21 protein-coding genes are annotated in these 24,191 nt (G+C 72.3%); 14 read left to right on the top strand and 7 right to left on the bottom strand.

The window, feature by feature from the left end; genetic code table 11:
- The first annotated feature begins 33 nt into the window (after positions 1 to 33).
- The 8 genes from tatC to IE118_RS25715 all read left to right on the top strand — a co-directional run bounded on the left by tatC (position 34) and on the right by IE118_RS25715 (position 9,806).
- On the top strand, positions 34 to 978 hold the full coding sequence (gene tatC / locus IE118_RS25750; protein WP_189560426.1) for a twin-arginine translocase subunit TatC: 945 nt from the start codon (positions 34 to 36) through the stop codon (positions 976 to 978).
- A gap of 31 nt (positions 979 to 1,009) precedes the next feature.
- Positions 1,010 to 1,900, top strand: a complete 891-nt coding sequence (locus IE118_RS25745) for a diacylglycerol kinase (RefSeq protein ID WP_189560425.1) — start codon at positions 1,010 to 1,012, stop codon at positions 1,898 to 1,900.
- Between the two features lie 39 nt (positions 1,901 to 1,939).
- Positions 1,940 to 4,798: a DEAD/DEAH box helicase gene (locus IE118_RS25740; protein ID WP_189560424.1), complete on the top strand. Its 2,859-nt coding sequence runs from the start codon at positions 1,940 to 1,942 to the stop codon at positions 4,796 to 4,798.
- Positions 4,799 to 5,217: 419 nt separating this feature from the next.
- Positions 5,218 to 6,828 carry a sensor histidine kinase gene (locus tag IE118_RS25735; RefSeq protein WP_189560423.1) on the top strand — a complete coding sequence of 537 codons (1,611 nt, stop codon included), beginning with the start codon at positions 5,218 to 5,220 and terminating at the stop codon, positions 6,826 to 6,828.
- Positions 6,825 to 7,232 (top strand): roadblock/LC7 domain-containing protein, encoded by a 408-nt coding sequence (locus IE118_RS25730; RefSeq protein WP_189560422.1) that lies wholly within the window; start codon positions 6,825 to 6,827, stop codon positions 7,230 to 7,232. Before IE118_RS25735 ends, IE118_RS25730 begins: the two co-directional genes overlap by 4 nt.
- Positions 7,229 to 7,639: a DUF742 domain-containing protein gene (locus IE118_RS25725; RefSeq protein WP_189560421.1), complete on the top strand. Its 411-nt coding sequence runs from the start codon at positions 7,229 to 7,231 to the stop codon at positions 7,637 to 7,639. The genes IE118_RS25730 and IE118_RS25725 overlap by 4 nt, the downstream gene beginning before the upstream one ends.
- The gene (locus tag IE118_RS25720) at positions 7,620 to 8,240 is read left to right on the top strand and encodes a GTP-binding protein (RefSeq protein ID WP_189560420.1); all 621 of its coding nucleotides are present in this window, start codon (positions 7,620 to 7,622) and stop codon (positions 8,238 to 8,240) included. The genes IE118_RS25725 and IE118_RS25720 overlap by 20 nt, the downstream gene beginning before the upstream one ends.
- Before the next feature lie 57 nt (positions 8,241 to 8,297).
- Entirely contained in the window at positions 8,298 to 9,806 is a 1,509-nt protein-coding gene (locus tag IE118_RS25715; RefSeq protein ID WP_189560419.1) for a cytochrome P450, read from the top strand.
- Here IE118_RS25715 and IE118_RS25710 read toward each other — a convergent pair.
- The 4 genes from IE118_RS25710 to IE118_RS25695 all read right to left on the bottom strand — a co-directional run bounded on the left by IE118_RS25710 (position 9,800) and on the right by IE118_RS25695 (position 13,070).
- The gene (locus IE118_RS25710) at positions 9,800 to 10,750 is read right to left on the bottom strand and encodes an RluA family pseudouridine synthase (protein WP_189560418.1); all 951 of its coding nucleotides are present in this window, start codon (positions 10,748 to 10,750) and stop codon (positions 9,800 to 9,802) included. The genes IE118_RS25715 and IE118_RS25710 overlap by 7 nt on opposite strands.
- Positions 10,751 to 10,821: 71 nt before the next feature.
- Complete coding sequence (locus tag IE118_RS25705; RefSeq protein WP_189560417.1) at positions 10,822 to 11,109, bottom strand: hypothetical protein; 288 nt, start codon at positions 11,107 to 11,109, stop codon at positions 10,822 to 10,824.
- 91 nt (positions 11,110 to 11,200) lie between these two features.
- A complete protein-coding gene (locus IE118_RS25700; RefSeq protein WP_189560416.1) occupies positions 11,201 to 12,046 on the bottom strand; it encodes a siderophore-interacting protein in 846 nt (281 codons plus the stop codon).
- A gap of 94 nt (positions 12,047 to 12,140) precedes the next feature.
- Complete coding sequence (locus tag IE118_RS25695; protein WP_229846945.1) at positions 12,141 to 13,070, bottom strand: 5'-3' exonuclease; 930 nt, start codon at positions 13,068 to 13,070, stop codon at positions 12,141 to 12,143.
- A gap of 231 nt (positions 13,071 to 13,301) precedes the next feature.
- Here IE118_RS25695 and IE118_RS25690 point away from each other — a divergent pair, with 231 nt between their 5' ends.
- From IE118_RS25690 to IE118_RS25670, 5 genes are all read left to right on the top strand, one after another.
- A complete protein-coding gene (locus IE118_RS25690) occupies positions 13,302 to 14,393 on the top strand; it encodes a quaternary amine ABC transporter ATP-binding protein (protein WP_189560414.1) in 1,092 nt (363 codons plus the stop codon).
- Complete coding sequence (locus IE118_RS25685) at positions 14,386 to 17,001, top strand: ABC transporter permease/substrate binding protein (protein ID WP_189560413.1); 2,616 nt, start codon at positions 14,386 to 14,388, stop codon at positions 16,999 to 17,001. Before IE118_RS25690 ends, IE118_RS25685 begins: the two co-directional genes overlap by 8 nt.
- Before the next feature lie 439 nt (positions 17,002 to 17,440).
- Positions 17,441 to 18,010, top strand: a complete 570-nt coding sequence (locus IE118_RS25680) for a helix-turn-helix domain-containing protein (RefSeq protein ID WP_189560412.1) — start codon at positions 17,441 to 17,443, stop codon at positions 18,008 to 18,010.
- Positions 18,007 to 18,738: a helical backbone metal receptor gene (locus IE118_RS25675; RefSeq protein ID WP_189560411.1), complete on the top strand. Its 732-nt coding sequence runs from the start codon at positions 18,007 to 18,009 to the stop codon at positions 18,736 to 18,738. Before IE118_RS25680 ends, IE118_RS25675 begins: the two co-directional genes overlap by 4 nt.
- Positions 18,739 to 18,747: 9 nt before the next feature.
- Positions 18,748 to 19,683: a LysR family transcriptional regulator gene (locus IE118_RS25670; protein ID WP_189560410.1), complete on the top strand. Its 936-nt coding sequence runs from the start codon at positions 18,748 to 18,750 to the stop codon at positions 19,681 to 19,683.
- A 13-nt stretch (positions 19,684 to 19,696) separates the two neighbouring features.
- Here IE118_RS25670 and IE118_RS25665 read toward each other — a convergent pair whose 3' ends face one another.
- The 3 genes from IE118_RS25665 to IE118_RS25655 all read right to left on the bottom strand — a co-directional run bounded on the left by IE118_RS25665 (position 19,697) and on the right by IE118_RS25655 (position 22,734).
- On the bottom strand, positions 19,697 to 20,383 hold the full coding sequence (locus IE118_RS25665) for a gamma-glutamyl-gamma-aminobutyrate hydrolase family protein (protein ID WP_189560409.1): 687 nt from the start codon (positions 20,381 to 20,383) through the stop codon (positions 19,697 to 19,699).
- A gap of 5 nt (positions 20,384 to 20,388) precedes the next feature.
- Complete coding sequence (gene eat, locus IE118_RS25660; RefSeq protein WP_229846937.1) at positions 20,389 to 21,903, bottom strand: ethanolamine permease; 1,515 nt, start codon at positions 21,901 to 21,903, stop codon at positions 20,389 to 20,391.
- A 96-nt stretch (positions 21,904 to 21,999) separates the two neighbouring features.
- The gene (locus tag IE118_RS25655; RefSeq protein ID WP_189560407.1) at positions 22,000 to 22,734 is read right to left on the bottom strand and encodes a FadR/GntR family transcriptional regulator; all 735 of its coding nucleotides are present in this window, start codon (positions 22,732 to 22,734) and stop codon (positions 22,000 to 22,002) included.
- A gap of 85 nt (positions 22,735 to 22,819) precedes the next feature.
- Here IE118_RS25655 and IE118_RS25650 point away from each other — a divergent pair, with 85 nt between their 5' ends.
- Positions 22,820 to 24,190 (top strand): glutamine synthetase family protein, encoded by a 1,371-nt coding sequence (locus IE118_RS25650; RefSeq protein WP_189560406.1) that lies wholly within the window; start codon positions 22,820 to 22,822, stop codon positions 24,188 to 24,190.
- The last annotated feature ends 1 nt before the right edge of the window (position 24,191 follow it).

The raw sequence follows: 24,191 nt of genomic DNA, 5'->3' as shown, positions 1-24,191 counted from the left end.
CCACCGGCCCGCCGCACGAGATGGGAACGTGGGTTGCTGAAGTCTGCCCGCAAACAGGAGAAGGATCCGGAGGGGCGGATGCCCCTGGCGGAGCACCTTCGTGAGCTCCGCAACCGGCTCGCGAAGGCCTTGCTGGCCATCGTCCTGGTGACGGTCGTCGCAGCCTTCTTCTACAACGACATCATCAACTTCTTCACCGACCCGGTGCTCAAGTCGGTCGGCTGCGGCCAGTCCTTCGAGGAACTGTCCCGAGCGACGCGGGACGACGCGCAGCCGTGCGCGATGATCACGATCAACGGCCTGCTCACGCCGTTCACCCTGGCGCTGAAGGTCTCCCTGATGGCCGGCATCGTGTTCGCCGCCCCGGTCTGGCTGTACCAGCTGTGGGCCTTCGTCGCCCCCGGTCTGCACCGGCACGAGAAGAAGTACGCCTACGCGTTCGTCGCCACCGGCTTCCCGCTGTTCCTCGGCGGCGCCTACTTCGCGTACCGGGTGCTGCCGACCACGGCCAAGGTGCTCATCGAGTTCACGCCGGGCAACGTCGACAACCTGCTGCCGCTGGACGACCTGCTCGACCTCGTCACCCGCATGGTGGTCGTCTTCGGTCTCTCCTTCGAGCTGCCGCTGCTGCTGATCATGCTCAACCTCTCCGGGGCGCTGTCCGGCAAGCGGATGCTCGGCTGGTGGCGCGGCATGATCATGGGCATCACGCTGTTCGCGGCCATCGCCACGCCGAGCACCGACCCGCTGACGATGATCGCGCTCGCCGGACCGATCTGGATCCTCTACTTCGCCGCCGTCTGCGTGGCCCTGCTCAACGACCGCCGCAAGCGCCGCATCGAGGCCCTGGGCCCCGCCGACGACGAGGCGTCCGAGCTGGACCTGACGCCCGAGGCCATCGACCCCGTGGAGCCCGTGGCCGCGCTGCCCGAGCCGACGACCAGGGACCGGGTCAACGGTTATGACGACGTGACCTGAGGACGCACCCGCAGCTCATAGGGTCACTCCCGTGACCAGCGAGATCACCCTCTTCGTCAACCCCACCGCGGGCCGCGGCCGGGGCGCCCGCGCGGCGCTGCCGGCCGCTTCCGCCCTCCGGGACGCCGGCTTCTCGGTGCGGACCGTCCTCGGCGACGACTCCGGGGACGCCCTCGCCCGGGTGCGCGCCGCCATCGACGAGGGCACCGGCGCCCTGATCGCCGTGGGGGGCGACGGGATGGCGAACCTCGCCCTGCAGGCCGTCGTCGGCACCGGCACCCCGTTCGGTCTGGTCGCCGCCGGAACCGGCAACGACTTCGCCCGCGCGCTCGGCATGCCGCTGCGGGAACCGGCGGCGGCCGGAAGGATGATCGCCGACGCCCTCAAGTGCGGCCGGGTCCGCGACATCGACCTCGGCCGGATCGGCGACCACTGGTTCGGCGCCGTCCTCGCCTCCGGCTTCGACTCACGGGTCAACGACCGCGGCAACCGGATGCGGCTGCCGCTCGGGCGCCTGAAGTACGACGTCGCCATGGTCGCCGAGCTGGCCGCCTTCCGCCCGCTGCCGTACCGGATCACGCTCGACGGGGGCGAGGTCCGCGAGGTCGAGGCGACCCTGGTGGCCGTCGGCAACGGGCCGTCGTACGGCGGCGGTATGCGGATATGCCCCGGCGCCGACCTCACCGACGGGCTGTTCGACATCACGGTGGTCGGCGAGTGCAGCCGCGCCACCCTGCTGCGGGTGTTCCCGCGGGTCTACCGGGGCACGCACGTCGGCCACCCCGCGATCACCGTGCTGCGGGCCGCGAGCGTCGAGCTGGCCGCCGAGCAGGTCACCGGGTACGCGGACGGGGAGCCGGTCGGGCCGCTGCCGCTGACCGCGCGGTGCGTACCGGGCGCCCTGCGGGTCGTCGGCCCCTGATCCGGCGGTCCGCAACGCCCGCGGGCGCGGGCCCCGGTAATGATCGTCCTGTTGTCGGTGCGGCCCGGTACGCTCGAAAGCACGATGACAGAGGATCTCTCACCGGCCGAGCGGTACGCGGCAGCACGCAGGCGCGCTGCCGAGCAGGCCACGGCGCTCGCGTCCTTCCGCGAGATGTATGACTTCGGCCTCGACCCCTTCCAGATCGAGGCCTGCCAGGCGCTCGAGGCGGGCAAGGGCGTGCTGGTCGCCGCGCCCACCGGCTCCGGCAAGACGATCGTGGGCGAGTTCGCCGTCCACCTCGCCCTCCAGCAGGGCAAGAAGTGCTTCTACACGACCCCCATCAAGGCGCTGTCGAACCAGAAGTACGCCGACCTGTGCCGTCGCTACGGCACGGACAAGGTGGGCCTGCTCACCGGCGACAACAGCGTCAACTCCGAAGCCCCCGTGGTCGTGATGACCACCGAGGTGCTGCGGAACATGCTGTACGCCGGATCGCAGACCCTCCTCGGCCTCGGCTACGTGGTGATGGACGAGGTGCACTACCTCTCCGACCGGTTCCGCGGTGCCGTCTGGGAGGAAGTGATCATCCACCTCCCCGAATCGGTGACCCTGGTCTCCCTGTCGGCGACGGTGTCGAACGCGGAGGAGTTCGGCGACTGGCTGGACACCGTCCGCGGCGACACCCAGGTGATCGTCTCCGAGCACCGGCCCGTGCCGCTGTTCCAGCACGTCCTCGCCGGCCGCCGGATCTACGACCTGTTCGAGGAGGGCGAGGGCCACAAGAAGGCCGTCAACCCCGACCTCACGCGCATGGCACGCCTGGAGGCCAGCCGCCCCTCCTGGGGGGACCGCCGCCGCGGGCGGGGCACCCTGCGCGAGGCCGACCGGGAGCGGGAGCGCAGGCAGCGCTCGCGCGTGTGGACCCCGAGCCGGCCCGAAGTCATCGAGCGGCTCGATTCCGAGGGCCTGCTGCCCGCCATCACCTTCATCTTCAGCCGCGCCGCCTGCGAGGCCGCCGTCCAGCAGTGCCTGTACGCCGGGCTGAGGCTCAACGACGAGGAGGCGCGGGCGAAGGTCCGTTCCCTGGTCGAGGAGCGCACCTCCTCCATCCCGGCCGAGGACCTGCACGTCCTCGGCTACTACGAGTGGCTGGAGGGCCTGGAGCGCGGCATCGCGGCCCACCACGCGGGCATGCTGCCGACGTTCAAGGAGGTCGTGGAGGAACTGTTCGTCCGCGGCCTGGTGAAGGCCGTGTTCGCCACCGAGACCCTCGCCCTCGGCATCAACATGCCCGCCCGCTCGGTGGTGCTGGAGAAGCTCGTCAAGTGGAACGGCGAGCAGCACGCCGACATCACCCCCGGCGAGTACACCCAGCTGACCGGCCGGGCCGGCCGGCGCGGCATCGACGTCGAGGGCCACGCCGTCGTGCTGTGGCAGCGCGGCATGAACCCCGAGCACCTCGCCGGACTGGCCGGCACGCGCACGTACCCGCTGCGCTCCAGCTTCAAGCCGTCGTACAACATGGCGGTCAACCTGGTCGAGCAGTTCGGCAGGCACCGCTCGCGCGAACTGCTCGAGACGTCCTTCGCCCAGTTCCAGGCGGACAAGTCGGTCGTCGGCATCTCGCGCCAGGTGCAGCGCAACGAGGAGGGGCTCGAGGGCTACAAGGCCTCCATGACCTGCCACCTCGGCGACTTCGAGGAGTACGCGCGACTGCGCCGCGAGCTGAAGGACCGGGAGACCGAGCTGGCCCGGCAGGGCGCCTCGCAGCGCCGTGCGGAGGCCGCCGTGGCGCTGGAGAGGCTCAAGCCCGGCGACATCATCCACGTGCCCACCGGCAAGTACGCGGGGCTGGCCCTGGTGCTGGACCCGGGGCTGCCCGCGGGGCGTTCGGGCGGGCACCGCGGCGTGGAGTACCACGACGGTCCGCGCCCGCTGGTGCTGACCTCCGAGCGGCAGGTCAAGCGGCTGGCGTCGATCGACTTCCCGGTGCCGGTCGAGGCGCTGGAGCGGATGCGGATCCCGAAGTCCTTCAACGCCCGTTCGCCGCAGTCCCGCCGGGACCTCGCCTCGGCGCTGCGCACCAAGGCCGGGCACATCGCTCCGGAGCGGCACCGCAAGAAGCGGTCCCAGGCGGCCGACGACCGGGAGATCGCGCGGCTGCGCAAGGAGCTGCGGGCGCACCCGTGCCACGGCTGCCAGGACCGCGAGGACCACGCCCGCTGGGCCGAGCGCTACCACCGGCTGATGCGCGACACCTCGCAGCTGGAGCGCCGCATCGAGGGCCGGACGAACACCATCGCCCGTACCTTCGACCGGATCGTCGCGCTGCTGACCGAGATGGACTACCTGCGCGGTGACGAGGTCACCGAGCACGGCAAGCGGCTGGCCCGGCTGTACGGCGAACTCGACCTGCTGGCCAGCGAATGCCTGCGCGAGGGCGTCTGGGAGGGGCTCGCCCCCGCCGAACTCGCCGCGTGCGTGTCGGCGTTGGTGTTCGAGGCCCGGGCGGCCGACGACGCGATGGCGCCGAAGCTGCCCTCGGGCAGGGCCAAGGCGGCCCTCGGCGAGATGGTCCGCATCTGGGGCCGGCTGGACGCCCTGGAGGAGGACTTCCGGATCAGCCAGACCGAGGGCGTGGGCCAGCGCGAGCCCGACCTCGGCTTCGCCTGGGCCGCCTACATGTGGGCCTCGGGCAAGGGGCTGGACGAGGTGCTGCGCGAGGCGGAGATGCCGGCCGGTGACTTCGTGCGCTGGTGCAAGCAGGTCATCGACGTGCTCGGCCAGATCTCGGCCGCGGCTCCGGCCTTCGAGGGGTCGACGGTCGCCAGGAACGCCCGCAAGGCGGTCGAGGGCCTGCTGCGCGGCGTCGTCGCGTACTCCTCCGTGGGCTGACCGCCGTGAGTGCCTGATCTCACGTGAGCGCCGGTGCGGAGTCCGGCGCCCCACCGCCCGAAGCCCGGTGCGCCCCGTGCGCGCCGGGCTCGTGCGTTCCGCGCGCCCTCGACGCGCGCATCACCGGCCCGGCCGGCGGGCAGGATCCGGGCACCGCGGCCTTCCTCACCCGTGACGGTGAGTGTTCTTCGTACGCCCGCACGCCGTGACGCAGTGTGTTCGAAAAGAAGCCGAGCGTGCAAATGTCCTGAGCGTACTCCTGCCGCAGAGGCCGTTTCCGGCACTTGCCGAATATGACATGGCGATGATCCCGCCGGACTAGGCTCGCCCGCAGCGCACCGAGTTGAGGTGAATTCGTGCGCTTGTTCCCCTATGTGCACGTTCCCCGGTCTTTCGTCGATTCGCTTCAGAGGGCTCACATGGCGAGTGTCCAACTACCCTACGCACGCGTGTTGTTGCTGCCGGCCATAGTGATGGCCGCGGCGACCGGAGCCGCCGTCGCCCTGGTGACGGAGCCCGCCCGTACCGCCGTCGGTGTGTGCGGCGCCCTGGCGACCCTGCTCGTCACCGCCGCCTCGGCGGAGGCGGTACGCCGCGGCCGCGTGCTGCGGGAGGCCCGCGCCGGGTACGACCGTCACCGTGCGTATCTGGAGGCGCGGATCGCCGCCCACGACACGGAGACGCAGTACTTCACCGAGCGGGTCGTCCCCGCGGCCCTCGACCACCTGCACGCCGGGAACGATCCCGACGAGGTGATCCGCGGCCTGCCCGGGCTCGACCCGTCCTGGCGGGACCTCCCCAAGTACCAGATCGTGCTGCTCAGGACGATGCTGAAGATCATCGACGACGAGGAGAACCTGCGCGACTCCTCCCAGCGCTCCTTCGTCAGCATCGCCCGCCGCGTCCAGGCGATCGTGCACCAGCAGGCCAAGGAACTCCGCGAGATGGAGGAGGACCACGGCCGCAACCCCGAGGTCTTCGACGACCTGCTGCGCATCGACCACGGCACCGCGCTGATCGGCCGCCTCGCCGACTCCATCTCGGTCCTCGGCGGCGGCCGGCCCGGGCGCCAGTGGCCCCAGCCCGTCGCGCTCTACAGCGTGCTGCGCGGCGCCATGTCCCGCATCCTCGAGTACCGCCGCATCGACCTGAAGTCGATCGCCAAGATCAACATCAAGGGGATCCACGTCGAGCCGGTCATCCACGCCGCCGCCGAACTCCTCGACAACGCCACCCGCTACTCGCCCCCCACCTCCAAGGTCAGTGTCACCGCCACGGAGGTGCAGACCGGCGTCGCCATCGAGATCGAGGACGCCGGAGTCAGCCTCGACGAGCAGGCCAGGGCCCGGATCGAAGGCATCCTGGAGCAGGCCCAGCGGGGCGTCGACCTCCAGGAGATCGGCGGCAACCCGCGCCTCGGGCTCGCCGTCGTCGGCCGGCTGTGCACCGCGTTCAACATGAAGGTGTCGCTGCGCGCGTCCGCCTACGGCGGGGTCCGCGCCGTCCTCGTCGTGCCGAGCGAGATGATCACCGACGAGCCGGGCGTGGGCCTCGCCCACGGCATCGGCGCGACCGCGGTGCCCCGCCCGGTCGACGCCCTCCCCGGGCCGGAGCGCGCACCCAAGAGGCGCCGCCCCACCAGCCCCCGTATCCCCGCCACGGTCCCGATGGAGGACGACGTCCCCGAGGTCACCGAGTGGACCGCGGGCGGGCTGCCGCAGCGCCGCAGCCGGGTCAAGACCCCGCTCGCCCAGCGGTACGCCGAACAGGCGGCCGCCGAACGGGCCGAGCGGGAGGCCCGGGAGCGGGGCGAGGAGTACCACGACATCTGGGCCACTCCCGAGCCGGAGAAGAAGAAGCAGAACGACCGCGAACCCGGGCTGTGGGTCGACGCCTTCTGGGAGGGCCTGAAGAAGGACCTCGACCCGGGCGTCCACCCCACCGACTTCACCCGCAACCCGACCGCCTACCTGCATCTCATCAACGAACCGGCCCGCACCGAGGCCGAGGACGAGGGGGACCTCACGTGATCCAGCAGCGAGCCAACTTCGACTGGATGCTCAAGGAGCTCGCCGACGGCGTACCGGGCGTCGAGATGATCGTGGTGCTCTCCGCCGACGGCCTGCGCATCGCCCGCTACGGCGGTGAGCCCGACGCCGCCGACCGGGTCGCCGCGGCCTGTGCGGGCGTCCAGAGCCTCGCCGGGGCCGTCGCCCAGGAACTCCCGCACGGGGACGGCGAGATGAAGATGGTGCTCATCGAGATCAACCAGGGCTACTTCTACCTCATGGCGGCCGGTGCCAACGCCTATCTCGCGGTCCTGTCCGACATGACGTGCGAGCCCGGCCGGATGGGCGGCATGATGCGCGACCTCGTCGTCCGCATCGGCGCCCATCTGACCAGCCCGCCGCGACGCAACGGGCAGACCGTATGACTCCTCCGAAACGCCTCAGGCGCACCCCCCTGGACGGCCCCCCTCCGCAGCCGGCCGCACCGGCCGGCAGGAAGGGCGGGGGCGGCAACCCCGAGCGGCTGTACGTCGTGGCCGGGCCGGACGGCGAACGGGCCGACCTCGACCTGGTGACGCTGATCGTGGCCCGCTCCCCGGACCCCCCGCCGTCCGCCACCCCCGAGCAGGCGGCGCTGCTCCGGCTCTGCGTCGCCCCCCTGTCCGTGGCCGAACTGTCGGCCTACCTCAACCTGCCGTTCGGCGTGGTGACCGTGCTGCTCACCGAGATGCTGACGGCGGAACTGGTCCAGGCGCGCTCCTCGATCGTCCGCGAGGCGCTCCCCGACCGTTCCCTTCTCGAAGCGGTGATGCATGGACTTCAAAGGCTCTGACACCGTCCCGGGACCCCGGGCCGAGGACCAGTTGCCGCACACGGCCCAGGCCGCGGTGAAGATCGTCGTCGTCGGCGGATTCGGCGTCGGCAAGACGACCATGGTCGGCTCGGTCAGCGAGATCAAACCGCTGACCACCGAGGAGACCATGACGCAGGCCGGCATCGGGGTCGACGACAACTACGGCTCGGCGTCCAAGACGGCCACCACCGTCGCCATGGACTTCGGCCGCATCAGGATCACGGACCAACTGGTGCTGTACCTGTTCGGCACCCCGGGCCAGGAGCGCTTCTGGTTCCTGTGGAACGGGCTGTTCGAGGGGGCGCTCGGCGCGGTCGTCCTGGTCGACACCCGCCGTCTCGAAGTCAGCTTCGACGTCATGGGGCGCCTGGAGGAACGCGGCGTGCCGTTCGTCGTCGCCGTCAACTCCTTCCCGGACGGACCGCGTTACCCCGTCGCGGACCTGCGCTCCGCCCTCGACCTGTCCGAGCAGATCCCCATCGTGGAGTGCGACGTGCGGCGCCGAGCCTCCAGCCGTGACGTCCTGATGACCCTGATGCGGTTCCTGCACTCCCTCGCCATGACGGGCTCACGCGCCTGACCCCGGCGCTCGTCCACCCACCCCAGCCTCCTGTTCTCCCCCTCCGGAGCGACCACTGTGACGCCTGAACCCCCCTCCCCGACGGGAGCGACCCCGACCGGCACGGACGGCTCCCGGCCCGAGCCGCCCCCCGGCTGCCCCGCGCACGGCCTGGGCCCCGGCGGGCTCGCCCGGCTGCACGAGTCGGAGGACCTGCGCAAGCTGTACGAGGACCTGCGCGCCGAACACGGCGCGGTGGCGCCCGTCCTGGTCCACGACGACGTGCCGATGTGGGTGGTGCTCGGCCATGCCGAGAGCCAGCAACTGGTCCGCACTCCGGCGCAGTTCTGCAAGGACAGCCGGATCTGGTCCGCGCTCGAGGAGGGCCTGGTCAAGCCCGACCATCCGCTGATGCCGCACATCGCCTGGCAGCCGATGTGCGCGCACGCCGAGGGCGACGAGCACAAGCGGCTGCGCGGCGCCATCGACGCCGCCGTGGCGTCGACCGACTTCCGCGGGCTGCGCCGGCACGTCAACCGCAGCGTCCAGCGGGTCGTCAACCGGTTCTGCGAGGCGGGCGAGGCCGACCTGGTGAGCCAGTACGCCGAGCACCTGCCGATGGCCGTGATGTGCCACGTCCTCGGCATGCCCGACGAGTACAACGACCGAATCGTCGAGGCCGCCCGCGACATGCTCAGGGGCACCGAGACCGCCATCGCCAGCAACGCGTACATCATGGGAGCCCTGGAACGCCTCACCGTCCGGCGCCGGGCCGAGCCGCTGGGCGACTTCACCGGCCGTCTCATCGCCCACCCGGCCGGGCTGACCGACGAGGAGGTCAGCCAGCACCTCAGGGTGGTGCTGATCGCCGCCTGCGAGGCCACCGCCAACCTCCTCGCCAACGTGCTGCGCCAGGTGCTGATCGACCCGCGCTTCCGCTCCCAGCTCAACGGCGGCCAGATGACCGTGCCCCAGGCGGTGGAGCAACTGCTGTGGGACGAGCCGCCGTTCAGCACCATCTTCGCCTACTACGCCAAGCAGGAGACGGAGCTCGGCGGCCGGCGCATCCGCAGGGGGGACGCGCTGCTGTTCGCGCCCGCCCCGGCCAACGTCGACCCACGCGTGCGCCCCGACCCGACGGCGGACATGCAGGGCAACCGCTCGCACCTGGCCTTCGGCGGGGGCCCGCACGAGTGCCCGGGACAGGACATCGGCCGCACCATCGCCGAAGTCGGCGTCGACGCCCTGCTGATGCGGCTGCCCGACGTGGAGCTCAGCGTCGGCGAGGAGGAGCTGTCCTTCACCGAGTCCATCGCCTCGCGCCACCTCGTGTCCCTGCCCGTCCACTTCACGCCCCGGCCGCAGCAGGACGTGACACAGCGGCCCAGCCACGAGAACGACGCGCCCCCGCGGCAGGACTGGCACATCGACGGGAGCCGGCCGGGGACGGCGACGGTCGCCGGGCCGCAGCCGGCCGCGACACGCGTCGAGCCGCCCGTGCCCGTGCCGCCGCCCCCGCCGGTGAGCGAACCCGCCCCGCCGCGCAACGCCTGGCAGCGCTTCCTGTGCTGGTGGCGCGGCTACTGACCGGCCGCCCACGCCTCCCGCGAGGTCCAGGCGGCCAGGCTCCGGCCGCTGCTGAACCGGTGCTCCACGCCCGTCACCGGGTCGGTGAACTCCAGTGTCCGCGCGAGCAGTTGCAGCGGGCGCCGGAAGTCACCGGCCGGGACGGGACCGGTCACCACGGGGTACAGCGGATCGCCCAGGATGGGCACGCCGAGGGCGTTCATGTGGACCCGCAGCTGGTGGGTCTGCCCGGTGCGGGGCAGCAGCCGGTACCGGCCCAGACCGTCCGGGCGGTGGCCGAGGAGTTCCACGCGGGTCACCGCGTTCGGTTCGCCCTCGACCTCCCCGGCGGTCAGCACCCCGCGCTCCTTCACGATCCTGCTGCGCACGGTGCGGGGCAGCTCCAGCGCCGGGTCGTACGGGGCGACGGCCTCGTACTCCTTGCGCACCCGCCGGTCGCGGAACAGCGTCTGGTAGGCGCCGCGCTCCGCGGGCCGCACCGTGAACAGCACCAGACCCGCGGTGAGCCGGTCGAGGCGGTGCGCGGCGCCCAGCTCCGGGACGCCGAGCTCACGGCGGAGCCGGGCGAGCGCGGTCTGGGTGACGTGGCTGCCCCGCGGGATGGTGGCGAGGAAGTGGGGCTTGTCGACGACGACGATGTGCTCGTCCCGGTGCACGACCTCCAGCGGGAACGGCACCGGCACCTCGTCGGGCAGCTCCCGGTGGAACCAGAGGTACATGCCGGGCGCGTACGGCGTCCCGGCCGGTACGGGACGTCCGTCCGCCCCGACGATCAGCCCCGCGGCGAACATCCCGTCGACCACGCCGGCACCGGCGGCCAGGCGCCGCACCAGATGCTCCCGCACCGTGGCCCACTGCTGACCGGCGGGCAGCCGCACCCGCACGGGATCCACCCCGTCCCGCTGCGGCAACGGAGAGGGCGGCACCGACCGTCTGCGTCTCACACCGGCCAAGCCTACGGTCGCCCCGCGCACGGAGACGCACCGCTCCCGTCCCGGCCGGGCCCGCCCGTGACTCAGCCGCCCGGCTCTCCTCGCTCATCGGTACGTACCGCCCGGGTCAGTTCCGCCTCGACCTCCAGGAGCGGCCGGCCCTCGGCGCGGGCGAAGTCGGTCACCGCGACGCGGACGTCGCGGGCGAGGTCGCGCCAGGCCCGCCAGGCCGTTTCCCACGTCGCCCGCTGGTGCGCGCTCCAGCGGGCGCGGGTGCGCGGGTCGTAGGCCTCCCGCAGTTGCCGTACCCGGTTGTGTGCCTCGTCCGCCGCGCGCTGCTTGGCCACGAGTTCGTCGAAGGTGTGTGCCACGCGCCCGGATCCTGGGCCAGCGATCCGCCCCGGGACGGTCGCCACGCCGCCGGGGGCCGGCCGGCGTGCCGCGGTTCACCCGGCCGGAGGGTCAGGCGGAGGCCGCGGTCCTCTCCTGCTCCGCCTCGATGCGCGCGTTCCAGTCCCGCTTGGAGGCCTGCCAGCCGTCCTCGTTGTGGCCGAGCCGCCAGTACCCGGAGATCGAGAGGTCCTCGCGGGCGATGCCGCGCTCCACCCGCAGCAGCCCGCGCAGCTCCTTCACGAAGTGCGCCTCGCCGTGCACGAAGGCGTGCACCCGGCCCTCGGGGAAGTCGAGGCCCCGCACCGCCGCCACCAGCGCCTCGCCGACCGGGCGGCCGCCGCGGTGCAGCCACCGCACCTCCACGTCGGAGTCGATCTTCTGCTCCTCCTCGGGGCCGGAGACCTCCACGAAGGCGTAGGCCCTGGCACCGCGGGGCAGCGCCTCCAGTGAGCGGGCGATCGCGGGCAGCGCGCTCTCGTCACCGACGAGGAGGTGCCAGTCGGCCGCCGGATCCGGGGTGTAGGCGCCGCCGGGGCCGAGGAACCGGACGAGCTCACCCGGCCGGACGGCCGTCGCCCAGGGCCCGGCCAGTCCCGCGTCCCCGTGGACGACGAAGTCCAGGGTGATCTCCCGGTGCTCGGCGTCCCACTGCCGCACGGTGTAGGTGCGGGTCACCGGCCACTGGTCGCGCGGGAACTCCTCGCGGATGCGCTCGAGGTCGAAGGGCTCCGGGTAGGTCACCCCCGCGGGCGGGAAGAGCAGCTTGACGTAGTGATCGGTGCAGGTGTCCGCCGCCAGGCCGGCGAGGCCCTCGCCGCCGAGCACCACGCGCTGCATGTGCGGGGTCAGCCGCTCGGTGCGGATCACCTCGGCGGTGTGCGGGGTGCGCGCCGCGCGTACCGGTCGCTCTGCCATGAGGTGCCTCCCAGCTTTCACGGTTAGGTTTACCTAAGTTAGCACCTCGGACCCGGCCGGCGGGCCGGAGCGCGGCACCGGCGGGACGCACCCCTCACGCCGACAGCGTCGTCAGCAGCCGCTGCAGCGAGCCTCCCAGCCCCCACCGGGCGGCCAGCGACTCCACCCCGGCCGGGTCGCGCGGAGCACGCGGCAGCGCCGTGTCGACGTCCGGCAGGGGGACGTCGTCCGCCACCCGGACGACCTTGGGAGCGACCGCGAGGTACGGCCGTGCCGCGTCCAGGCGCCCCCGCTGCGTCGGCGTGAGCCCGGCCTGCCGGTCGTCCACGGCCGCCAGGATCCCGGCCAGGTCGCCGAACTGGGCCAGCAGCTTCGCCGCCGTCTTCTCCCCGACGCCGGGAACGCCCGGCAGTCCGTCGCTCGGATCGCCGCGCAGCAGCGCCAGATCCGCGTACCCCTTGCCGTCCACCCCATACTTCTCGCGCAGCGTCGCCTCGTCGGTGAGCTGGAGCGTGCCGACGCCCTTGAGCGGATACAGCACCCGCACCCCGCGGGCGTCGTCCACGAGCTGGTACAGATCACGGTCGCCGGTGACGATGTCGACCGGCCCGGCGGCCCGGGCCGTGAACGTGCCGATCACGTCGTCCGCCTCGTACCCGGCGACCCCCACCCGTGCGATGCCCACCGCGTCGAGCACGTCCTCGATGACCGGCACCTGCGGCGAGAGGGTGTCGGGCACCTCCTCCTCGTCGGGACCCTGGGCGCGCTCCTCGGCGACCCGGTGGGCCTTGTAGCTGGGGATCAGGTCCACCCGCCACTGCGGGCGCCAGTCGGCGTCCATGCAGGCCACCAGGTGGTCCGGCCGGTGGTCCTTCACCAGGCGGTCGATGAAGTCGAGCAGCCCGCGCACGGCGTTCACCGGCGAGCCGTCCGGAGCCCGGACGGAATCCGGGACGCCGAAGTAGGCGCGGAAGTACAGGGAGGCGGTGTCGAGGAGCATCAGTCGTCCGGTCACGTCCCGCATCATGCCGCACGGCACCGACACCGCCGGGCAGGAAGCGCCCGCCGTCGTGCTGCGCAACGGGTTGCGTCATGCGCCTCGGCTGTGAGGCGGCGCACGAAGGAGTTTGCCCCCGGCGGAAGCGGGGAGGCGCGGGCCCGGAGCGATGCCGGTTACAGATTCAACTGTTGTGGGCCGCGTGAGCCGCCTGCCGGGCATCGCTCCTGTCCTTTGCCGTCGAGACAAGAGGTACGCGTGTCATCCAGGCTTGAGGCCGAGCATCTGTTCAAGGTGTTCGGCAGACGACCGGACCAGGCGGTCGAACGACTGCGCCAGAAGAAGGCCGACCGGGAGGAGCTCCGCGCCGACGGCGTCACCGCGGCCGTCATCGACGCCTCGTTCACGGTGGAGCCCGGCGAGATCTTCGTCGTCATGGGCCTGTCCGGCTCGGGCAAGTCCACCCTCCTGCGCATGCTGAACGGTCTGCTGGAGCCCACCGCCGGACACGTGCGCTTCGACGGTGAGGACCTGACCGCGCTGCCCGACCGGGAACTGCGCCAGGTCCGCTCCAGGAAGATCAGCATGGTCTTCCAGCACTTCGCGTTGTTCCCGCACCGCAGCGTCCGTGACAACGCTGCCTACGGTCTTGAAGTGCAGGGCGTGCCCCGCGCCGAGCGCGAACGCCGCGCCGACGAGGCGCTCGCCCTGTGTGGCCTGGCCGGCTGGGAGAAGTCGTGGCCCGACGAGCTGTCGGGCGGTATGCAGCAGCGCGTGGGCCTGGCCCGCGCCCTCGCCACCGACGCCGACCTGCTGCTGATGGACGAGTCCTTCAGCGCCCTCGACCCGCTGATCCGCCGCGACATGCAGGACCAGCTGATCGAACTGCAGAAGAAGCTGAAGAAGACGATCGTCTTCATCACCCACGACCTCAACGAGGCCATGCGCCTGGGCGACCGGATCGCGGTGATGCGCGACGGCCGCATCGTGCAGATCGGCACCGCGCAGGACATCCTGATCCGCCCGGCCAACGACTACGTCGCCTCCTTCACCCAGGACGTCGACCGCTCCCGGGTGCTCACCGCCGGGGCCGTGATGGACCGTGAGGTACGCGGCGACGAGGCCGACTGCGGCTGCGAGACCGCCACGCCCGACACACCGTTCACCGACCTGTGCGCGATCAGCGCGCGCGTCCCCCACCCGGTGGCGGTGCTCGACCGGGGCGACGCCCTCGTCGGCGTCGTGCCCCGGCAGCGCCTCGTCGGCTTCCTCGGCGACGAGGAGTCCGATCCCGGAGTCTGCGACACCCCCCGGGACAAGGGCGGCGAGAAGGTGATGGCCCGTGCCTAGGATTCCGCTCGGCGACTGGGTCAACACCACCGTCGACTGGCTGCTCGACAACGTCAGCTGGCTGTTCGACTTCTTCAAGGCCGTCTTCACCGGCGCCTACGACGGGGTCAACGCCGTCCTCCAGGCGCCCGAACCGCTGATCCTCTGCGGGATCTTCGCGGTGATCGCCTTCTGGCTGCGCGGCACCTTCGCCGGTCTCCTCACCTTCGTGGGCTTCGCCTTCCTCGACTCCATGGAGTTGTGGGAGGACTCGATGGTGACGCTGGCACTGGTCGTCGTCGCCACCGTCATCGCCCTGGTCGTCTCGGTGCCGGTGGGCATCTGGGCGGCCCGCTCCGACCGGGTCAGCGCCTTCGTCCGGCCGATCCTCGACTTCATGCAGACCCTGCCGGCGATGATCTACCTCATCCCGGCGATCCTGTTCTTCGGGACCGGCCCCGCCCCGGGCATCGTCGCCACGCTGATCTTCGCGCTCGCCCCGGGCGTGCGCATGACCGAGCTGGGCATCCGCCAGGTCGACAAGGAACTGGTCGAGGCCGCCGAGGCGTTCGGCACCACGCCCCGCAACACCCTGATGCGCGTCCAGCTCCCGCTGGCCCTGCCCACGGTGATGGCGGGCGTCAACCAGGTCATCATGCTCGGCCTGTCCATGGCGGCGATCGCCGGCATGGTCGGCACCGGCGGCCTCGGCGGCGCCGTCATCGAGGCCATCGGGCAGCTGAACATCGGCCTCGGCGCCGAGTCCGGTCTCGCCATCGTCATCCTGGCGATCTACCTGGACCGCATGACCAGCGCCCTGGGCACCCACGTCTCCCCGCTCGGCCGGCGCGCCGCCGCCAAGGCGCGCGCCGCACAGGGACTGAGGATCTGGTCCTACCGGCCCCGCCCGCAGGTCGCCGTGATCGGCATCGTCGTCCTCGCCCTGGTCGCCGGCGGCATGGGTCTGTTCGGCGGCGCCGGCTCCGCGGACACCACCGCCGACGACGAGAACGTCGGCGGCGGCAAGAAGATCAGCATCGGCTACATCCCGTGGGACGAGGGCGTCGCCTCCACCTTCCTGTGGAAGGAGATCCTCGAGCGGCGCGGTTTCGAGGTCGAGGCCAAGCAGCTCGACGCCGGGCCGCTCTACACCGCGCTCGCCCAGGGCGACGTCGACTTCCAGACCGACGCCTGGCTGCCCACCACGCACGCCGAGTACTGGAAGAAGTACGGCAAGCAGCTCGAGGACCTCGGCACCTGGTACGAGGAGACGACGCTGGAGCTGACCGTCCCGGCGTACATGGAGGACGTCGACTCGCTGGAGGACCTGAAGGGCAAGGCCTCCGTCTTCGGCGGGAAGATCACCGGCATCGAGTCCAGCGCCGGCATGATGGGCCTGCTGAAGAGCAAGGTCCTGGGCGCCTACGGCCTGGACAAGGAGTACAAGGTCGTCGACAGCTCCACCCCGGCGATGCTGGCCGAGCTCAAGCGCGCCTACAGCAAGAAGGAACCGGTCGTCGTCACGCTCTGGTCCCCGCACTGGGCGTACAGCGACTACGACCTGAAGAAGCTGAAGGACCCCAAGGGCTCCTGGGGCGAGGGCGACGCCGTGCACCTGGTGTCCCGCAAGGGCTTCGCCGGCGAGAACCCGGTCGTCGGCCAGTGGCTGAAGGACTTCTCGATGACCGAGGAGCAACTCACCGGCCTGGAGGCCGAGATCAACAAGGCCGGCAAGGGCCGGCAGCAGGACGCCGTCCGCGCCTGGCTCGGGGAGAACCCGGGCGTCGTGGACGAGCTGGCCCCGGTCGGCTCCGGTTCCGGCGACACCCCCGCCGAGGCGGAGCGGACGCTGGACGTGGCGTGGTTCCCCTGGGAGGAGGACGTCGCCATCACCTACCTGTGGAAGAACGTCCTGGAACGGCGCGGCTACAAGCTGAACCTCAAGCAGATGGAGGTCGGCCCGGTCTACACCGGTCTCGCCTCCGGGGACCTCGACCTCAACTTCGACGCCTGGCTCCCGCACTCGCAGAAGAACTTCTACGAGCCGAACAAGGACAGGCTCACCGACCTCGGCACCTGGTACGAACCGGTCTCCCTGGAGATCTCCGTCCCCTCCTACGTCAAGGACGTCAAGTCCCTGGCGGACCTGAAGGGCAAGGCGGACCTGTTCGACGGGCGGATCGTCGGCATCGAACCGGGCACCGGCCAGATGGACCTCCTCAAGAACAAGGTCCTGCCCGCCTACGGCCTGGACGAGGAGTACGAGGTCGTCGACGGCTCCTCGCCGGCGATGCTGGCCGAGCTGAAGCGGGCCTACGCCAAGAAGGAGCCGGTCGCGGTCACCCTCTGGTCGCCGCACTGGTCGTACAGCGAGTACGAGCTCACCAAGCTGCAGGACCCGAAGCGCGCCTGGGGCGAGAGCAACACCATCCACACCATCGCGAGCAAGAAGTTCCCCGAGCAGTACCCGCGGCTCACGAAGTGGATCAAGGGCTTCACGATGAGCGAGGACGAGCTCGGCACCCTGGAGAAGGAGATCAAGGACCGCGGCCAGGGCAAGGAGGAGGAAGCCGTCGCCGCCTGGCTCGAGGAGCACCCGGACATCGTGGGGCGGATGACCCCGCGGTAGGCGAGCGCACCACGGGAGCGCGCTCCCGTGGCCGCCCGCCGTGCCGGCCGCCCCGGGGGCGGGCCCGGACCCGCGCCCGACGGCGCGGTCCGGCCCGCCCCCGGGGCGTGTCCGCACCCTGCGCCGACACGGTAGGAATTCGGCCAACCGCGGAGCGTGATGCCCTGCCCGAACCTTCCGGGTCCTCCTGGTGACCTTCCGCCGGGCGCGGGTGACAATGGCGTGAACACCCCCTTTTCGTGGACACGGAGAACCGAGGGGCCGGCCGGGCGGCTGGCGCGAACTGTGAGGTCGGCGCCGGCCGCGCGGGACGGCGACGCGGCAGGCGCCTGAAACGCTTCGCCGAACATGCGTAGGGTGCAGACAACTCCACAGCAGGAGTGCGCCGCGACGGTGGCGCGCGGGGTGCGGGACGATCGGCGAGGAGGGAGCCGGAGCGATGGGCGACCACAAGGAACAGCCTTTGCGGGTGGGCGCGGCCGTACGGCGCCGCCGCCGCACGCTGGAGCTCACCCTCGCCGTCGTGGCCGAGCGCAGCGGCCTGTCGGTGCCGTTCCTGAGCCAGATCGAGAACGAGCGGGCCCGTCCCAGCCAGAGCTCCCTGGAGAAGGTCGCCGACGCCCTGCGCACCACCGCGGTGGAACTGCTCGCCGCCGCCGACCCGGCCTGCAGCGTGGACGTCGTCCGCGCCGAGGGCGCCGTGCCGTGGGTGGAGCCCCGGGCGCGCTCCCTGGTCCGCGGTCACCATCAGATGCACGCCTCGGAGTTCACCGGCGACCATGACGCGGGCCGTGAACTGCAGTACCGCAACGACCAGTTGATGTACGTGGCCGACGGCGCCGTGGAGATCGAGGCGGAGGGCCGTGCCTACCGTCTCGGCCGTGGCGACACCCTGTACCTGACCGGGGGCGTCCGGCACCGCTGGCGGGCCACCGTCGCGGAGACCCGGCTGCTGGTCGTCGCGGTCGCCGAGGACATCGAGGCGCTGCGGGACAAGCCGCAGCGGTGAACCGTCCCCGGGTCGTCTCCCTGGTCCCCTCGCTCACCGAGGCGGTGGCGTGCTCCGCCCCCGGCGCCCTGGTCGGCGCCACCGACTGGTGCACGCACCCCGCCGGACTGGACGTGGTGCGTATCGGGGGCACGAAGAACCCGGAGGTGGCGCGGATCGCCGCCCTCGCACCCGACCTGGTGATCGCCAACGAGGAGGAGAACCGCGAGCCGGACCTCGCGGCCCTGCGGGCGGCCGGCCTCCATGTGCTGGTGACGGAGGTGCGGACGCTGCCGGGGGCCTTCGGCGAGCTGGACCGGGTGCTCACCGCCTGCGGGGTGACGGCACGGCCCCGGTGGCTGGACGAGGCCGAGACCGCCTGGGACGCCGTGCCCCCGCCCCGCGCGCCCCTGACGGCCGTCGTGCCGGTCTGGCGGCGCCCCTGGATGGTGCTGGGCCGGGACACCTTCGCCGGCGACCTGCTCGCCCGGCTGGGCGTCCGTCACCTCCACGCCGGCCACCCCGAGCGCTATCCGCGCATCCCGCTCGACGAACTGCGCGCCGCACGGCCGGACCTCGTCGTGCTCCCCGACGAGCCGTACCGCTTCACCGCCGACGACGGTCCCGAGGCCTTCCCCGGACTGCCCTGCGCGCTGGTCGGCGGCCGGCACCTCACCTGGTACGGGCCGTCGCTGGCCGAGGCGCCGGCCGTGCTGGCCCAGGCTCTGCAGGCGGCGCGCACCCCATAAGCTGGTCTTATGAGCGGCACGCACGACGACACCGACGACCGACACAGGACCGCAGGGTCCCTGGCCCACCGGGTACCGGACCTCGGAGGGCTCGAACTGCTGCTGGCGGTGGCCCGGCTGGGAAGCCTGGGCGGCGCCGCGCGGGAGCTGGGCATCACCCAGCCCGCGGCGAGCAGCCGGGTCCGGTCGATGGAACGGCAGCTCGGGGTGGCCCTGGTCGACCGCTCGCCCCGGGGGTCACGGCTGACCGGCGCGGGCGCGCTGGTCACCGACTGGGCCCGGCGGATCGTCGAGGCGGCGGAGGCGTTCGACGCGGGCGCGCAGGCGCTGCGGGATCGCCGGGACTCACGGCTGCGGGTGGCGGCGAGCATGACGATCGCCGAGTACCTGCTGCCGGGATGGCTGCTCGCGCTGCGCGCGGAGCGCCCGGACACGGCGGTGTCCCTGCTCGCCGGGAACTCGGCCGCGGTCGCCGAGCGGCTGGTGTCCGGGGAGGCGGACGTCGGGTTCGTGGAAGGGCTGACGGTGCCCGCGGGGCTGGACTCGGCGGTGATCGCGCACGACCGGCTGATCGTGGTCACCGCGCCGTCCCACGCCTGGGCGCGCCGGCGGCGGCCGCTGGCGGCGGAGGAACTGGCGGCGACCCCTCTGATCCTGCGGGAGGAGGGGTCGGGGACACGGCAGGTGCTGGACGCGGCACTGGGCGGACTGGCCCGGCCGTTGATCGAGGTGTCCTCGACGACCGCGGTGAAGGCGGCGGTGGTGGCCGGGGCGGGGCCCGCGGTGCTGAGCGAACTGGCGGTGGGGGAGGAGCTGGCGATGCGGCGGCTGGTGCGCATCCCCGTGGACGGGGCGGCGCTGGCCCGCGACCTGCGCGCGGTGTGGCGGGCGGGGCACCTGCCCGCCGGACCGGCCCGGGACCTGCTGTCGCTGACGCGGGGGTGAGGCGCGGCCCGCCTCACCGCCTCGCCGCGGTGACCAGGGCGCGCACGACGCGGAGGTCCTCGGCCATCTCGGGGTGCCATTGGACGCCCACGGTCCAGGGCCCGGTGGGCAGTTCGACGGCCTCGACCGTGCCGTCCTCCGCGTAGGCGGAGGGGATCAGACCCCTGCCCAGGCGGTCGACCGCCTGGTGGTGGAAGGCCGGTACGTCGGCCCGCTCCGGGACGGCGGCGGCGTAGCGCGTGCCCGGGACCGGCTTGACCGGATGGCTGCCGAAGGCGCCCGGGACCTCCGCATGGCCCTCGACGTGCTGGACGAGCGTCCCGCCGAGGGCGACGTTCAGCAGTTGCATGCCCCGGCAGATGCCCAGCAGCGGGATGCCCCGCTCCAGCGCGGCGCCGATCAGGGCCAGCTCCCACGCGTCCCGCACCCGGGCGGGCGGCCCGGTGCGCGGGTCGGGCTCGGCGCCGTAGCGCACGGTCTCCACGTCCGGGCCGCCCGCGACGACCAGGCCGTCGAGCCGCGCCACGGTGTCCGCCGCCCGCTCCGGCGCGTCCGGCGGGAGCATCACGGCCAGTCCGCCCGCCCGCTGCACCAGCCGCGGGTAGCCGGCCGGCAGCAGCACGGCGTCGAGCCGCCACACCCCCCAGCGCACACCGGACTCCGCGTACGTGCTGATGCCGATGAGTGGTCCGGCCGCCATGCGGGTCACCTTTCCTCGATCCGTTCCCGGGACAACTCTGCCTCGGCGGCCGCCAGCGCCGCGAACTCCTCCTCCGGTGCCTTCGCCACCAGGTGCCTGCGGCTGTACAGGCCGAAGTACGCCAGCGCCACGCAGTACACCGCCAGCGCGATGAACGCGGCCGTCACATCCACCAGGAACGTCGCCACCAGCGCCGCGCACGCCAGCACCAGGGCCACCGACGAGGTCAGCACACCGCCCGGCGTCCGGTAGGGCCGCGGCAGCTCCGGCTCCCGGCGGCGCAGCACGATGTGGGACAGCGACATCAGCGCGTACGAGATCGTCGCGCCGAAGACGGCGATGTTCAGCATGCGGGCCCCGTTGCCCGTCCCGGCGGCCAGCGCGAAGCCGATCGCACCCGGGACGAGCAGACCGAGGTACGGCGCCCGCCGACGGCTGGTGAGGGAGAGGAACCTCGGCAGATAGCCCGCCCGGGACAGCGCGAACAGCTGGCGCGAACCGGCGTAGATCAGCGAGAAGAACGACGCGACCAGCCCCGCGAGGCCCGCGTAGTTCACGATCCGGCTCAGCACCGTCGCCTCGCCGTCCGGCTGGAGCGCCTCCACCAGCGGATTGCCCGCGTCCTGGACGGCGGCCGAGCCCCGCGCCCCGGCCGCCGCGACGAAGGTCACCACGGCCAGCACCACCAGGATGCCCATCGACCAGCGGATCGCCTTCGGCAGCGTACGGGCCGGCTCCCGGGTCTCCTCGGCGGCGAGCGGCACGCCCTCCACGCCCAGGAAGAACCACATGCCGAACGGGAACGCCGCCCAGATGCCCAGCAGCCCCATCGGCAGCCACGAACTCGCCCCGAACGCCGAGGAGTCAACCGGGATGTCGTCGAGGGACGCGGCGTCGAACTCGGGCAGCGCGGCCAGCGCGAAGACCACCAGCGCCGCCACCGCGATGCCCGTGACGACGAAGCTGAACCGCAGTGCCTCGCCCACGCCCCACAGGTGGATGCCGATGAAGACGACGAAGCACGCCAGGTACACCGGCCAGCCGGACTCCAGGCCGAACAGGCCCAGCGACTCGACGTAGTCGCCGATGAAGATGGAGATCGCGGCGGGGGCGAGGACGTACTCGATGAGGATCGCGGTCCCGGTGAGGAACCCGCCCCACGGGCCGAGCGCCCGGCGGGCGAAGCCGTAGCCGCCGCCCGCCGTGGGCAGGACCGAGGACAGCTCGGCGAGGGCGAAGACCATGCAGGTGTACATGGCGCCCATCAGCACCATGGCGATCGCCAGGCCGCCGAAACCGCCCTCCGCCAGGCCGAAGTTCCAGCCCGAGTAGTCGCCGGAGACGACGTAGGCGACGCCGAGGCCGGTCAGCAGCAGCCAGCCGGCGCTGCCGCGCCGCAGCTTCCTGCGTTCGAGGTAGTCGTCCGCCTCACCGGCGGTCTCACGGGACGAGGACGGAAGGCTCACGGGGCGGCTCCCCAGGGGCGAGGGCGAGGAAGGCAGGCAATGGAGCACAGTCATACCTTTGTGGGCCCATACCTTCGCGGCGTGACCACCGGCAGCGCAACCCCCTTGCGTCAAGCCGGGGTGAACCCCCCCCACGCGAGGGCGGCGCCCTCACGCCAGGAACCCGCGCAGCAGCGCCGCCGTCCCCGCGCAGTGCTCGCGCATCACCTCCCGCGCCGCGTCCGCGTCCGCCTCCAGCACCGCCTCGACCAGCGCCACGTGCTGCCGCTGGGAGTGCTCCAGGTTGCGCACCAGCAGCGGGATGCAGTCCAGCAGGTCGTTCACCGTGGCCCGCACGGCCGCGTACTGCGCGGTCAGCGTCGGCGAGCCGCACAGCTCCGCCAGCGTGAGGTGGAACAGCGTGTCGAGGCGCCGGTAACCGGCCAGCGGCGCCTCCCGCGTGCCGGTCAGCGCCCCGCGCAGCCGCTCCGCCTGCCGGTCCGTCAGCCCGTGCGCCGCGCACAGGCCCGCCGCGCCCACCTCCAGCACCTCCCGGAAGCGCAGCACGTCCTCGATGTCCACCCCGGCGATCCGCCGGCGCAGCTCCTCCTCGCCCGTGTCCGTGGGACGGGGCAGCACGAACGTGCCGCCGTACCGGCCGCGCCGCGACTCCACCAGCCCCTGGTCCTGGAGCACCTTCAGCACCTCGCGCAGCGTCACCCGGCTGATGCCCAGCCGCTCCGCCAGCTCCCGCTCGGCCGGCAGCCGCTCCCCGCCTGGCACCAGGCCCAGCCGCACCACCTGGAGGATCTGCTCCAGCGCCTCCTCGAAGCCGTTGCCCGCGCGGACCTGCCGCAGCACCGGCGCCAACCGGTCCCCGACCGCGCCGACCGCATCGTCCGGCATCTCGCCGTGCCCCCTTCCCAAGCAATGGTCCCCAGCAATACCTTATGGCTCCCGGCTCGACCGCAGAAGCCCGAGGAGGCCCTCCGTGGCAGACCGCACACCCCCGCTCGCCGTCGAGGAGCTGCGCACCCTCGTCGCCGCCGGTGGGATCGACACCGTCGTCCTGGCCTTCCCCGACATGCAGGGACGGCTCCAGGGCAAGCGCTTCGCCGCGCGCTTCTTCCTCGACGAGGTGCTCCGGCACGGCACCGAGGGCTGCAACTACCTGCTCGCCGTCGACGCCGAGATGAACACCGTCGACGGCTACGCCATGTCCTCCTGGGAGACCGGCTACGGCGACTTCGCGATGTTCCCCGACCTCGACACCCTGCGCCGGGTGCCCTGGAACGAGGGCACCGCCCTGGTCGTCGCCGACCTCGCCTGGGCCGACGGCTCCCCGGTCGTCGCCGCTCCCCGGCAGATACTGCGCCGCCAGCTGGACCGCCTCGCCGCCCTCGGCCTCACCGCCCAGGTCGGCACCGAGCTGGAGTTCATCGTCTTCAGGAACACCTACGAACAGGCCTGGGACGCCGGCTACCGCGGACTGACCCCCGCCAACCAGTACAACGTCGACTACTCGGTGCTCGGCACCGGCCGCGTCGAGCCCCTGCTGCGCCGCATCCGCAACGAGATGGCCGCCGCCGGGCTCACCGTCGAGTCCGCCAAGGGCGAGTGCAACCCCGGCCAGCACGAGATCGCCTTCCGCTACGACGAGGCCCTGGTCACCTGCGACCAGCACGCCGTCTACAAGACCGGGGCCAAGGAGATCGCCGCCCAGGAGGGCGTCTCCCTCACCTTCATGGCCAAGTACGACGAACGCGAGGGCAACTCCTGCCACATCCACCTCTCCCTCGCCGACGCCGCGGGCGACAGCGCCATGCCGGGCTCCGCCGGGGAACCGGACTCCATGTCCGCGGTGATGCGCCACTTCCTGGCCGGACAGCTCGCCGCGCTCCGCGAGTTCTCCCTGCTCTACGCCCCGCACATCAACTCCTACAAGCGCTTCCAGCCAGGCTCCTTCGCCCCGACGGCCGTCGCCTGGGGCCGCGACAACCGCACCTGCGCCCTGCGCGTGGTCGGCCACGGCCGCTCCCTGCGCTTCGAGAACCGGCTGCCCGGCGGCGACGTCAACCCGTACCTCGCCGTGGCCGGCATGGTCGCCGCCGGCCTGTACGGCGTCGAACAGAAGCTGGAACTGCCCGAACCCTGCGCCGGGAACGCCTACGCGGCCGACTACGAGCACGTCCCCACCACCCTGCGCGAGGCCGCCGAACTGTGGGAGACCAGCGCGATCGCGAAGGCGGCCTTCGGCGAGGAGGTCGTCGCGCACTACCGCAACATGGCGCGCGTCGAGACTGACGCCTTCGACGCCGCGGTCACCGACTGGGAGCTGCGCCGCTCCTTCGAACGCATGTGAG

The sequence above is a fragment of the Streptomyces pilosus genome, assembly GCF_014649835.1.
Taxonomy (GTDB): domain Bacteria; phylum Actinomycetota; class Actinomycetes; order Streptomycetales; family Streptomycetaceae; genus Streptomyces; species Streptomyces pilosus.
Note: the sequence above shows the minus strand (reverse complement) of the source record. Positions and strands in the feature narration are given on the sequence as shown.